Annotated in this window: 14 protein-coding genes, 1 other RNA gene and 1 pseudogene; 3 read left to right on the forward strand and 13 right to left on the reverse strand. The window is 42.9% G+C overall.

Annotated features, from left to right (window positions below):
• From ACO59Y_RS00070 to glyQ, 4 genes and pseudogenes are all read right to left on the reverse strand, one after another.
• Positions 1-131 (reverse strand): annotated as a pseudogene (locus ACO59Y_RS00070) (glucose-1-phosphatase); the annotation flags it as partial.
• Between the two features lie 4 nt (positions 132-135).
• Positions 136-393, reverse strand: coding sequence for a hypothetical protein (locus ACO59Y_RS00075; RefSeq protein WP_486129567.1), 258 nt, complete (start codon positions 391-393; stop codon positions 136-138).
• Entirely contained in the window at positions 393-1,046 is a 654-nt protein-coding gene (locus tag ACO59Y_RS00080) for an FABP family protein (RefSeq protein ID WP_486129569.1), read from the reverse strand. The genes ACO59Y_RS00075 and ACO59Y_RS00080 overlap by 1 nt, the downstream gene beginning before the upstream one ends.
• A gap of 135 nt (positions 1,047-1,181) precedes the next feature.
• Positions 1,182-2,090, reverse strand: coding sequence for a glycine--tRNA ligase subunit alpha (glyQ, locus tag ACO59Y_RS00085; RefSeq protein WP_373603213.1), 909 nt, complete (start codon positions 2,088-2,090; stop codon positions 1,182-1,184).
• 220 nt (positions 2,091-2,310) lie between these two features.
• On the opposite strand from glyQ, the gene ACO59Y_RS00090 reads away from it, so the two are divergent.
• On the forward strand, positions 2,311-4,242 hold the full coding sequence (locus ACO59Y_RS00090; RefSeq protein ID WP_486129587.1) for a TonB-dependent receptor plug domain-containing protein: 1,932 nt from the start codon (positions 2,311-2,313) through the stop codon (positions 4,240-4,242).
• A gap of 194 nt (positions 4,243-4,436) precedes the next feature.
• Here the strand turns inward: ACO59Y_RS00090 and clpB are convergent, their stop codons facing one another.
• The 6 genes from clpB to msrAB all read right to left on the reverse strand — a co-directional run bounded on the left by clpB (position 4,437) and on the right by msrAB (position 10,261).
• The gene (clpB, locus tag ACO59Y_RS00095; RefSeq protein ID WP_486129571.1) at positions 4,437-7,007 is read right to left on the reverse strand and encodes an ATP-dependent chaperone ClpB; all 2,571 of its coding nucleotides are present in this window, start codon (positions 7,005-7,007) and stop codon (positions 4,437-4,439) included.
• A gap of 139 nt (positions 7,008-7,146) precedes the next feature.
• On the reverse strand, positions 7,147-7,713 hold the full coding sequence (locus ACO59Y_RS00100) for a 5-formyltetrahydrofolate cyclo-ligase (RefSeq protein ID WP_486129573.1): 567 nt from the start codon (positions 7,711-7,713) through the stop codon (positions 7,147-7,149).
• Between the two features lie 15 nt (positions 7,714-7,728).
• Positions 7,729-7,923, reverse strand: a non-coding RNA gene (gene ssrS, locus ACO59Y_RS00105) — 6S RNA.
• A gap of 135 nt (positions 7,924-8,058) precedes the next feature.
• A complete protein-coding gene (locus ACO59Y_RS00110) occupies positions 8,059-8,529 on the reverse strand; it encodes a redoxin domain-containing protein (protein WP_486129575.1) in 471 nt (156 codons plus the stop codon).
• A 13-nt stretch (positions 8,530-8,542) separates the two neighbouring features.
• Complete coding sequence (locus tag ACO59Y_RS00115) at positions 8,543-9,184, reverse strand: cytochrome c biogenesis protein CcdA (RefSeq protein WP_373603209.1); 642 nt, start codon at positions 9,182-9,184, stop codon at positions 8,543-8,545.
• Positions 9,185-9,196: 12 nt separating this feature from the next.
• Positions 9,197-10,261, reverse strand: coding sequence for a bifunctional peptide-methionine (S)-S-oxide reductase MsrA/peptide-methionine (R)-S-oxide reductase MsrB (gene msrAB, locus ACO59Y_RS00120; protein WP_486129578.1), 1,065 nt, complete (start codon positions 10,259-10,261; stop codon positions 9,197-9,199).
• A gap of 111 nt (positions 10,262-10,372) precedes the next feature.
• On the opposite strand from msrAB, the gene ACO59Y_RS00125 reads away from it, so the two are divergent.
• Entirely contained in the window at positions 10,373-10,756 is a 384-nt protein-coding gene (locus ACO59Y_RS00125) for a pyrimidine dimer DNA glycosylase/endonuclease V (protein ID WP_486129580.1), read from the forward strand.
• On the opposite strand, the gene ACO59Y_RS00130 is transcribed toward ACO59Y_RS00125, so the two are convergent.
• A complete protein-coding gene (locus ACO59Y_RS00130; RefSeq protein WP_486129582.1) occupies positions 10,753-10,932 on the reverse strand; it encodes a zf-HC2 domain-containing protein in 180 nt (59 codons plus the stop codon). The two genes, ACO59Y_RS00125 and ACO59Y_RS00130, sit on opposite strands and share 4 nt — an antisense overlap.
• Positions 10,933-10,940: 8 nt before the next feature.
• On the reverse strand, positions 10,941-11,486 hold the full coding sequence (locus ACO59Y_RS00135) for a sigma-70 family RNA polymerase sigma factor (RefSeq protein ID WP_486129584.1): 546 nt from the start codon (positions 11,484-11,486) through the stop codon (positions 10,941-10,943).
• Positions 11,487-11,607: 121 nt separating this feature from the next.
• Between ACO59Y_RS00135 and ACO59Y_RS00140 the strand changes: the two genes are divergently transcribed.
• Positions 11,608-11,877, forward strand: a complete 270-nt coding sequence (locus tag ACO59Y_RS00140; protein ID WP_373603204.1) for a hypothetical protein — start codon at positions 11,608-11,610, stop codon at positions 11,875-11,877.
• Between the two features lie 57 nt (positions 11,878-11,934).
• Here the strand turns inward: ACO59Y_RS00140 and ACO59Y_RS00145 are convergent, their stop codons facing one another.
• Positions 11,935-12,231, reverse strand: coding sequence for a cell division protein ZapA (locus ACO59Y_RS00145; RefSeq protein ID WP_373603203.1), 297 nt, complete (start codon positions 12,229-12,231; stop codon positions 11,935-11,937).
• Positions 12,232-12,496: the final 265 nt, after the last annotated feature.

A 12,496-nucleotide genomic window follows, 5' to 3' on the forward strand; every position in this document is an offset into this window, starting at 1 on the left:
CTAAAAATCAAGACTTTCTCAAGTTCATACTCTGCACTCGGTGTATTTGGGCGATTTTCCGTTGCAAATACACCACTTGCAAGCGTCAAACCAAATAAAAGTGCGGTCAGTTTTAGGGCTGTTTTTTTCATCATTTTAGAAAATCTCTTTTAATTTAGATTCATCTAAAATAACACGATCGTCCTCTAACAATAATGCTGGGAAGCCCGCATAGCCTTGTGCTTTTGCATCATCAAACGCAGGGTGGCGATCACGCAAACGCAGCCATTGTTTGAGGTTTGGAATGGAAGAAAGCACTTCCACCGCTTCGTATTCCACGCCCAAGCGTTTAAGTTCCGCCACAAATGGCGCGGTATCTGGGCATTCTGCGGCATAATAAAGAATCGGTTTCATTATTCACCTTCTTTTTGTGCGGCAAGAGCGGTCGGATTTGGTGTTGCTTCCGCAATTTTGGTCAAGCGATTACGATCACGATGCTCAAACGGTTTGTCGTAACCCGGAATTGTCATTAATGTAGTTTGATCGTAAGACCAAGTGCCGTCATCGTTAATATTCACCGTGATTTCATAGCTTTCTGTGGTGAATGATTGTTCCAAGAACGGATTTGACACAATGCCGTTGGTTAATGAGCCACGCACCGATTTCACGGTAAATGTTTTCGCATCAGGTGCTGCTTTGCCCACGGCCATTAAAGTTTGCCCGCGCGGAATACTGACGGTGAATAAAATATTGCCGGTGGCCGGTTCCCAAAGCCAGTAGCCCACTTGATCGTGGAAAGTTTCCACCTCGTCAGGTTGCACGATATGGGTGTGGTAACGCAAACCGTAGAATAATTGCGGGCCGTTGGTTTGGGCATCGATAGGTTGTAATTCTACGCGTTCGATATAAGGATCTTTCACCGGGCCTTCTTCTTTTGGATTGATATCCAAACCGCGTTTACCTTCCCAAATGCCCGCCAACCCGGCTAACGGGCCGAGATTCGCAAGGGTGTTTACATCTGGTTCGGCTTCGGTGTAGATGTCTTTTGGATATTGATAATCGGTCATATTGCTCTCCTTTAATGTCACTGAGAATTTTGTTTACTTTGCCGTGTAGCTATTTTTCAATGCGGTGCTATTTTCAACTTCCGCGGAATTTCACTTTTCAATGCGGTGCTATTTCAGAGGTTCATTTTTACCGCGTTATTTCTTACAACCCGGGAAACCTAAAGCTTCACGGCTGGCGTAATAGGCTTCCGCCACGCCTTTGGTGAGGGCGCGAATGCGTAAAATGTAACGTTGGCGTTCGGTGACGGAAATGGCTTTGCGCGCGTCTAACAAGTTGAAGCTGTGTGCTGCTTTTAAAATGCGCTCGTAAGCCGGCAACGGCAGCGGTTTTTCCAATGCCAATAAGGATTGCGCTTCTTTTTCGTATTGATCGAAGCAGTAGAACAAGAAATCGGTGTCGGCGTATTCGAAGTTGTAGGTGGATTGTTCCACTTCGTTTTGATGGAATACGTCGCCGTAAGTGGTTTTACCGAGCGGGCCATCAGACCAAACTAAGTCATACACAGAATCTACGCCTTGAATATACATCGCCAAGCGTTCCAAACCGTATGTGATTTCACCGGTCACCGGTTTACATTCCAAACCGCCCACCTGTTGGAAATAGGTGAATTGGGTCACTTCCATGCCGTTCAGCCACACTTCCCAGCCCAAGCCCCAAGCGCCCAGCGTCGGGTTTTCCCAGTTGTCTTCCACAAAACGAATATCATTTTTCGTCGGATCGAAACCGAGCATTTTTAAGGAATCCAAATACAGTTCCTGAATGTTGTCCGGCGACGGTTTAATCACCACTTGGAATTGGTAATAATGTTGCAAACGGTTCGGGTTTTCGCCGTAACGACCGTCAGTCGGGCGACGGGACGGCTGCACATAAGCAAAGGCCATTGGCTCCGGCCCTAACGCGCGCAAAGCGGTCATCGGATGCGATGTGCCCGCGCCCACTTCCATATCAAAGGGCTGCACGACGGTGCAACCTTGTTTTGCCCAGTAATCTTGTAGGGCGAGAATCATGCCTTGGAATGTTTTTACGTTGAATTGATTGCTCATAATTTTGAATCTACGAATGTGATGAAAAATGAGCGCATTATACTTGAAACGAGTGGGCGGATAAAGGCGAAAGTAGGGCGCAAGCGTAGTTAAACACGGCGATATTTTTGATGGAATATGAATAAAATTGTCGTTGACTATGAAAGTTTTCAGTTAGGCAACCCGTTGCTGTTATGTCAGAATGCCTGCCGATTTTTGTTATATCAAAGGAACCAAAATGATGAAAAAAAGTTTAATTTCGACTGCATTTTTAGCCGCTGTTTCCGGTTTTGTTCAAGCCGAAACCACTAAGCTTCCGAGCGTTAATGTTTATTCCGCTTATGCTGCGCCGGTAAACCAAGATCAAACTGCATCTTCCGTTACCGTGCTCACCGAAAAAGATTTTGCACAGCGTAATGCCACTTATGTGAGCGATGTGTTGAAAACGGTGCCGGGTGTGGCGATGGGGGTTAGCGGAGGACGTGGTGCGGCAACCAGCCTTTTCTTACGCGGAGCGAATTCTAAACACACCGCAGTAATCATTGATGGCATTCGCGTTAATCCTGCCGATACTAACTTTGACTTTGGTGGCTTATCATTAAGCAATATTGAACAAATCGAAGTGTTACGTGGCGAGCAATCAGCGCTTTGGGGAAGTGATGCAATGGGTGGTGTGGTTTATATCACGACCAAAAGCGGTTTATACAAAGACAAACCTTTTAATGTCGATTTTGATTTTGGTACGGGATCGCACCGTACTCGTGATGGCTCTGTGACTGTTTCAGGTCAGCAAAATGGCTTCTATTATGCGCTTCACGGCGATAGTCATCGTACAAGCGGTATTTCTGCGCGTAGTAAAAACGTTTTCAACTATACAAGTCTTTCGGGAGCAACATCAACAAATATCCCTGCAAGTGAAAAAGATGGTTTTCATCGTGATAACGCTTCTATCCGTTTAGGCTTTGATGACAGTAAAAAAGGTTTTGATTTCCTTGTATCGCACTCATCGCAAACCTTGCATTTTGATAATAGTGCCGTAGATGAATTGAAGTTTGATGATAATAGTCGCGTTCGTGAAACCCGTTATAAATTAAGTGGTTACGTGGGCAATTTGGATGATTTATTTGTTCATAAAGCATCGGTAAGCCACATTAAAACCGACAGCAATACCGCACAATATAACTCTTGGACTTCTTCTGTCGGAAAAACAAAATATGACAGCAAAAAACTTAATACTAACTACCAATTAGATATTAATTTTGACCGTGAAGGAGAGGTCAAACAAGCGGTTAGTTTGTTGGCAGATTATCAAAATACGAAATACTTAGCGTCTGTTTATAACTACGATGAGAAAAAACTTACCGAAAAAAGTCTTGCGGCAGAATATCGTTTGTTCACCGAGGCAGATCATAGCCTTTCCATAAGCGGTCGTTATACCGATAACAGCTTATTTGAGAATGCGTTCACCGCACGTCTTGCAGGTGCTTATCGTTTATCTCCAAACTTTAAAGCGCACGCAAGTGTAGGTAAAGCGATTCACAATCCGACATTTATTGATGTTTATGGTTGGGGAGGCGCGACGAGTTGGGTTGCCAACCCAAATTTAAAAGCTGAGAAAAGTTTAGGCGGGGAATTAGGTTTATTAATCGAAAGCAATGACAAACGTCATAGCCTAGATACCACACTTTTCGCCCGTAATGTGGATAATTTCCTTTCCGCCGTACCTGTCAGCGGTTATACGGTTTATCGCACGGTTAATCGTGACGGTAAAACCAAAATCAAAGGTGTAGAAATCGCCTATAACGGCAAATTAACGGATACTCTTTCAAGCTATGCGAACTACACTTACACCTATATTAAATCGGAAAACGATCAATATGGTTTAAACTACGTTCGTCGTCCGAAACACACAGGCAACCTTGGTTTAGCGTACCAAATTACTGAAAAATTGGGCTCGGATGTGAATGTGTCTTATGTCGGTAAACGTTTAGATTCGGGCGATTTTAAAATGCCTTCATATACACTTGTGAATTTAGGTATAAATTACCAGCTTATTCCAAACCTTAATGTATATGCCCACTTAAATAACCTATTCGATAAAAAATACGAAAATATTGTCGGCTACGGACAGGACGGTCGCAATGTTTATGTTGGATTAAGAGGCTCCTTCTAAACAAAACCGAAATGATGTAGCGATTGCGTAAAGCTGAAATGACCTCACAAAATAGCACCGCATTGGAGCCTTTTCCAATGCGGTGCTATTGTTTAATGTAAGCTTTAATTCAAACGGTTTGAGTATTTGTTACATAATACCGAACAGACAAGAAGAGCGGTGAAACTCACCGCTCTTTTTTCATTCAGACATTCTTATTGTCTTGCCACCACTTTGCCATCAACATAATCCACGGTCACAACGCTGCTTGGAAGCAAGCTGCCGGAAAGGATTTGTTGTGCTAATGGGTTTTCGATTTCTTGTTGAATGGCGCGTTTTAATGGACGGGCGCCGTAAACCGGGTCGTAACCCACTTCGCCGATGAAATCAATTAAGGCTTCAGTGAATACGATTTCGTAACCGCGGGTTTCCATTCGGCGTGCCAAGCGTTCTAATTGAATGCTTGCGATGGCGCGGATGTTTTCTTTACCAAGCGGATGGAACACGACGGTTTCATCAATACGGTTGATAAATTCCGGACGGAAATGTTGGCTCACTACCGACATCACCATATTTTTCATTTCATCATAGCTTCCGCCTTGATGTTCTTGGATTAAGTGAGAACCCAAGTTGGAGGTCATAATCACCACGGTATTACGGAAATCCACGGTTCTGCCTTGTCCGTCGGTTAAACGTCCGTCGTCTAACACTTGAAGTAAGATATTGAACACATCGGCGTGCGCTTTTTCCACTTCATCAAGCAAAATCACGGAATAAGGGCGACGGCGTACGGCTTCCGTTAAATAACCGCCTTCTTCATAACCCACATAGCCCGGAGGCGCACCGACTAAGCGAGACACGCTGTGTTTTTCCATAAATTCGGACATATCAATACGCACCATGGCATCTTCGCTGTCAAAAAGGAATTTCGCCAAGGTTTTGCACAATTCGGTTTTACCCACACCGGTTGGCCCTAAGAATAAGAAGGAACCAATCGGACGATTTGGATCAGAAAGCCCTGCGCGGCTACGGCGAATCGCATTCGCCACCGCATCGACGGCTTCATTTTGACCGATCACGCGTTTGTGTAATTCTTCTTCCATACGCAAGAGTTTTTCTTTCTCGCCTTCCATCATTTTGGAAACCGGAATACCGGTTGCTTTAGAAAGCACTTCGGCAATTTCTTCGTCCGTTACGCGATAGCGCAGCAAGCTCATTTCTTTGCCTTCAGAGGTTTCGGCTTGAGCAAGTTGTTTTTCAAGCTCCGGAATTCGACCGTATTGAAGCTCGGACATTTTGCTTAAATCACCGGCACGGCGGGCTTGTTCCATTTCGGTTTTTGCTGCGTCTAATTCTTGTTTAATATGTTGTGAACCGGAAAGGGTGGCTTTTTCAGATTTCCATACGTCTTCTAATTCGGCGTATTCGCGTTCTTTTTCGACCAATTCTTTTTCTAACATTTCTAAACGTTTACGGCTGGCTTCGTCTTCTTCTTTTTTAAGCGCTTGTTGTTCCAATTTTAATTGGATAATACGGCGCTCTAATCGATCCAACGGTTCCGGTTTAGAGTCAATTTCCATACGAATACTGGAAGCCGCTTCATCGATTAAGTCAATCGCTTTATCCGGTAACTGACGATCAGAAATATAACGGTGCGAAAGTGTTGCCGCTGCGACGATTGCCGGGTCGGTAATATCCACGTGGTGGTGGATTTCGTAACGTTCTTTCAAACCACGCAAAATCGCGATGGTATCTTCCACGCTTGGTTCATCGACAAACACCTTTTGGAAACGACGTTCCAGCGCCGCATCTTTTTCGATATATTGGCGATACTCATCAAGCGTAGTTGCGCCGACGCAATGCAATTCGCCGCGTGCCAAACTTGGTTTTAATAAGTTACCCGCATCCATTGCGCCGTCAGTCTTACCTGCGCCCACCATGGTATGAATTTCGTCGATAAATAAAATCACGCGACCTTCTTCTTTGGCAAGTTCGTTGAGCACCGCTTTCAAGCGTTCTTCAAACTCACCGCGATATTTTGCGCCCGCGATCAATGCCCCCATATCTAACGAAAGTACGCGTTTATTTTTCAATCCTTCCGGCACTTCGCCATTGACAATACGTTGCGCCAACCCTTCCACGATGGCGGTTTTACCCACGCCCGGTTCACCGATGAGTACCGGGTTGTTTTTGGTACGGCGTTGTAGCACTTGAATTGTGCGACGAATTTCTTCATCACGTCCAATCACCGGATCCAATTTGCCGCTTTCTGCACGGGCAGTTAAGTCAATGGTATATTTTTCTAAGGCTTGACGGCTTTCTTCTGCATTTTGATCGTTCACGTTTTGTCCTCCACGAATTTGTTGAATGGCTTGCGAAACTCGTGCCTTATCAGCACCGCATTGAACTAAGATATTACTTAATGCGCTACGTTCCTCTAAAAGGGCAAGCAAGAACAATTCGCTTGAAATAAATTTATCTTTGTTTTGCTGTGCGAGTTTGTCGCATAGATTTAATAGATTAAGTAATTGGCGCGAAATTTGTACATCGCCACCGTTGCCGGAAACTTGTGGCAGCTTATTGAGTTCGTTGTTTAATTCGTTACGCAATAAGGCAACATTCACACCGCTTGCCGTTAAAATTGGCGCAATTGAACCGTCTTGTTGATTTAATAATGCGCTCAATAAATGCACCGGTTCAATGTATTGATTATCCTTGCCGATCGCCAAAGACTGCGCTTCCGCCAAGGCTTGTTGAAATTTTGTAGTAAATTTTTCAATGTTCATGTCTGTTTACTCGCTGTAAATTAAAATAGTTTTTGGCTTTCGCCGCTTACGGAAAGTAGGTAAGACCGATGGAAAGAATTTCAAGGGAAAAAATAAAATATTTTGGTTTTATCTATTGATTAATAACAGACGATAGGTTTCATCCCACCAAAATATCAAAAAGCGGTACATCCCAATGTTCGATAGGAAGCTGCTCCAGCTGCTGGCACTGGTGGGCTAAGCCGACTGGAATAAAGGACTTTTGCGGCCAATTTTGCAAAGTGCGGTCGTAAAATCCACCGCCCATACCAAGGCGATTGCCTTGTTTATCAAAAGCCACCAACGGCGTAAATAAAATATTCAGTTCATTCAACGGCAACACATTTTGCACATTGAGTTTAGGCTCCCAAATGCCAAATTGATTTTTCACCATCGGTGTATCAGGCAAATAACGCAAAAATAACAAATGCCCTTTGGCAAAAGGATGCAACACCGGCAAATACAGGTTTTTATGTTGCGCCCAAAGTGCATTTATCAAGGATGACGTTGCAATCTCGCCATCAAAAGAAAAATACAGTGCGATATTTTGCGCTTGGCGTTGTTCGATTAAAGCTAATGCTTGTTGGGTAATAGACTGTTCCGCCAGTTGCTGCTGGAACACAGTTAAATTTGCTCGAGTCTTTCGGATTTGAGAGCGAATTTGCTGACGTTGCTGTTGGATATTCATAAGGAATGAAAGAAGAAAGGACCCAGAGTGCCGTTGCGGGTGGTAGTCCTTGAACCCGACGGTTCAAGAAAATCGATAAGACCGTTTTCAGGTTTCTTAATCCTTTGCGATGCAAAGGTAAAGCTTACACACCAACGGCAGGAAACCGATTTATTAGATTTTAAGTATCGGCTCAGGGACATAACCCACTGGCGAACACTCCAGGAAATTTTTATGCGGTTATACTAGCCCAAATCCCTCTATTTGACTAGCGTTTATTTTGCCGATTTTGTTAGGTTGGTCACAAAATAATATTTTTATAAACACGAAGCAACGTGCTCATTACCATGTTTCACATCCTTACGGTTATCTCTCTGCAAACGCCCGAATTTGCTCCAAGTTCAAATGCCCCGACACGGTTTTTTTCACGTTTAAATCGCCGTCTAAAAAGAGATTAAACGGATAGCCTCGCACCTGAGTGCGGTCAATCATTTCGCCGTTTTCATCTAACAGCACCTTAATATTTTTATATTCCAAGCCTTTGTACCACTCGATAAAATCTTGGGTAGCTTTTTCGCCTTTATGACCCGGCGAGACAATTGTGAGGACTTCAAAATGACGATCTGTCGCAGCGCTTAAATCATCAATTTCAGCCAGCCCCGCCAAGCAAATCGGACACCACGACGCCCACATTTTGATATAAACAGGCTTACCTTTGTACTCTGCAAGGGAAACGGGTTGATTGTTTAAATCTTTGAGTTGTACATCTGCCAAGTGAGTTTCTGCAAAAGCATTTAGGCTGAATGCCATTAAGAGAATTGAGAGTAATTTTTTCATTTTATTTTCCTTTTTATGCAAAATTATTGGTAATCAATAAAATCCCCATAACGATAATTAAAATACCGCCTGCCGCTTTGAATTTGTCGAGATGTTTGTTTAACCCTTTCACTCGTTTAAGCAAGCTGTCGGAGAAAAACGAGAACAGAACAAAGGGGGTTGCTAGACCTAGGACATAAACAAACATCATTGCAGCACCATATAGCGCAGAGCCTTCATCACCCGAAAGAGCAAGTACGGAGGCGAGTATCGGACCAATACAGGGTGTCCAACCAAGGCTGAAGGTTAAGCCCAATACAAAAGCTTCAAGTGCGGTGGATTTTCCTGATGTTTTGATTTCCACTAACTTCGTGCGTTCAAGTAAACCTATTTTAAGAATGCCCAATTGGTGAATCCCGAGAATAATCACGATAATCCCGGCAATCACGCGGGTGGTATTGCTAAACAAAATCTTACCTAAAAAACCGAAACTAAAGCCAAGGCTAACAAAGGTGAGCGAAAGCCCAAGGATAAACAGAAAAGTGTTCAACACTTTCCTTCCGCCTTTGCTCAGAATACCGAAATAAATTGGGATAATCGGGAAGATGCATGGCGAAAGAAAGGACGCCAGCCCTGCCAAGAAAACCGTGCCAATAAGAAGTTGTTGATCTAACATTGCAAAATCTCCTTATTTTTTGACCGCGCTTACCAAATATCCGTACCCTTCTTTTTCCATTTCATCGAGAGGGATAAATTTGATCGAGGCGGAGTTAATACAATAACGCAAGCCACCTTTGTCTTTCGGGCCGTCGTCAAAAACGTGTCCTAAATGGGCGTTACCCGCACGGCTCAACACTTCGGTGCGTTGCATATTGAAGCTGTTGTCGGTTTGGTAATGCACCACTTCTTTGGCAATCGGCTTGGTGAAACTTGGCCAACCGCAGCCGGATTCAAATTTGTCATTAGACGAGAAAACTGGCTCGCCCGTCGTGACGTCCACATAAATCCCCGGTTGGAAATTGTCCCAATACTCATTGCTGAATGAACGTTCGGTGTGTTTGTTTTGGGTCACAGAATATTGCAACGGCGTGAGCTTGGCTTTGAGCACCGCATCGCTGGGTTTCGGGTAATCTTTCTCATCAATCAACGGCTCATCCGCCTGCGTGATGTCGATATGGCAATAGCCGTTCGGGTTTTTCTGCAAATAATCTTGGTGATACTCTTCCGCCATTACATAATTTTTGAGCGGTTGCACTTCAATTTGCACCTTGTTTTTGTACTTGGTTTGAAGTTCGCTGATCGCCTGTTCAATCACTGCTTTATCTGCCGCATCTTGATAGTAAATCCCCGTGCGATATTGTCGTCCACGATCATTGCCCTGCTTATTCACGCTGGTTGGATCAATCACTTTGAAGTAATACTGCAACAGTTTATCCAGCGAAATTTGGCTGGCATCGTAAGTCACTTTCACGGTTTCCGCGTGATCGGTCACGCCAATCATTTGATAACTGGTTTTGTCGGTCTTGCCATTGGCATAGCCCGAAACCGCCTCTTTCACGCCATAAATACGTTGCATATAGGCTTCCACGCCCCAAAAGCAACCGCCGGCAAGATAGATTTCACGGATTGTTTTTTGATTTTCCATCGTCATTTTTGCTTCTCCGGTTTGCGATAGTGTTGAATGCGGTGCTGCCAACGCAGGTGTCGCACAGCAAAGTGCGGTGAGAAATAGTAATGTTTTTGAAGATTTCATCGTTTTTCCTTATGATGTGTCATATTAACGTTATATCTGATTAGACGATATAAAAATCTTTTTCTTACAATTTTTTTGCACACTGTTTCATAATTTAATAAACGGATATTTATGACTAGGATTAATCTAATTTCACCTTCAGAATTATGTGATCAGCATCTATTGGCTGAACACCGTGAACTCACTCGCATTCCTAATGCAGTAGCAAAAGGGAAATTTAATTTAAAAGGACAACCTGTAGATTACAAATTAGGCGAAGGACACGTACGTTTCTTTTTTGATAAACTTGCGTTCCTAAAAGAACGTTATGATTTATTGCATAAAGAATGCTTGGCTCGAGGCTTTAATGTGCAATATTTTTGGAACGAAAATTTACCGCAAGATCCTAATTTATGGAAAAATTATACGCCCACAGAAAATGCACTTGCTTTAAATCGTGAGCGTATTGCATTGAGAATGCCTGTTAAGGCAAGGTTTACGGCACGAAAAGATTAATTTTTTTCTCTTTGTTTAAATGCTTTCATCATCCTACTCAATATTTTGCAATTTTTATCAAAACGACGGCAATGCGGGCAGATGAGCAAATGCACTTTTAGCTCGACTTTTTCTTGTAAATCTAATGGGCGTTCATGCGATTCGGAAATCATTCGAGTGGCTTGGCGACAACGCATAATCTCTCCTAAAGTTTTCTTGAAAGGCAGTTTTGCAACTGCAGACGCGCCCGATAAAGGCTGGTGTGTAAGTTAGAGGAACTGAGCCGGGTTTCTTGGCAAATTTCTTCAGATGAAAGCTCTAAAAACTCACGCATCATAAAAATTTTCGCTTGTTTGGCGGGCAAGCACGTCAAACAAGTTTCAAAAATCAACCAAAATTCATCGGAATAAACGCGCTCTTCTTCGCCCTGCAATTCGCTTGGATAATAATCTATTTTCCAATGCCCTGTTTCATCAAAAAAGTGATTAGTGGCATTTTCTGCTTCCACTTCACTTTCCAGCACAAAGCGCCCTTTTTGACGTAAATAATCAATAATTTTGTTTTTGAGAATAGCGAAAACCCAGGTTTTAAAGGCGGATTGATGCTTAAAATTAGCTAAATTCTTGAATGCACTTAAAAAGGCTTCTTGCACTAAATCTTCGGCAAGATCTGCGTGGTGTAGCTGCAATTCGGCAAATTTCAGCATTTGAGCACGGATTTGCTCGAGTTCCCGATCTGAAATGGCGGTCATTTTAATTCCTTTAAAATTTTTGTAAGAAAGTAAAAGGTGCTTCGTCTAATACAATGAAAGAGGCGATTTCCTTCGTTCTTTCATAAGCATAATTCTTACCACTCAAAAAAGGAAATTTAAAATGAAAAATATTACATTCAAAAGTGCAATGTTAGGTATGGCGGTATTATTAGGTGCAAGCAGTGTTTATGCGGAGGCAATGAAAGCGGATGCTATGTCGATGAAATCTGAACCAATGAAATCTGAACCAACGATGACTGAGCCAATGAAATCAAAATCGATGATGAACGCTGATGAAAAAATGGATGACGTGAAAATGCAATCGGATAACATGATGAAATCAGGGAAAAAAATGAAACAAGCCGAAATGATGAAGAAAGAAAAAATGTAGTTTGAAATATAAATCGGCTGTGAATAACAGCCGATTTTTAATCTGTCGCAATTAATTTTATTCTTTAGAAACACGGATATTTTCTAACGAATGATTTAACTGCTGAATACGGGTTTTTAGCACCTCTTCAATTTGCGTATTTTTATTTTTTTCTTGAGTCAATTCAAAACTCAAATTTAATGCCACGATGGAAAGTACGCGGTCAAGCTGAATCAAGCCGGTTTTTTCCTTCATTTCGGAAACCAACGCATCTAAATTGCGTGCCGCTTGGCGCAAAGCATCCTCTTGTTCTTGCGGTACATTTAAACGCAACACTTGTCCTAATACGACAATTTCGACCATTTTTAATGACATTGTATTTCCTTGATTTCTTTGTTTTAAACGAACGCTATTATGCCATAGCCAAAATTTTCCGTCATAGGTTTTGCTTTCGATTCACAAGCTTATCCGTTCGCGCCATACCTTAATTTACGCTATAATGCGCCCGTTTTTAACGCTTCAAACGAGACTTTTATGGCACAGATCGCACCTAACCCCCTTGTCCTGGTGGATGGCTCTTCTTACTTATACCGCGCCTTTCACGCTTTCCCTCCGCTTACCAACTCCAACGGTGAACCGA

Source organism: Rodentibacter sp. (genome assembly GCF_057314195.1).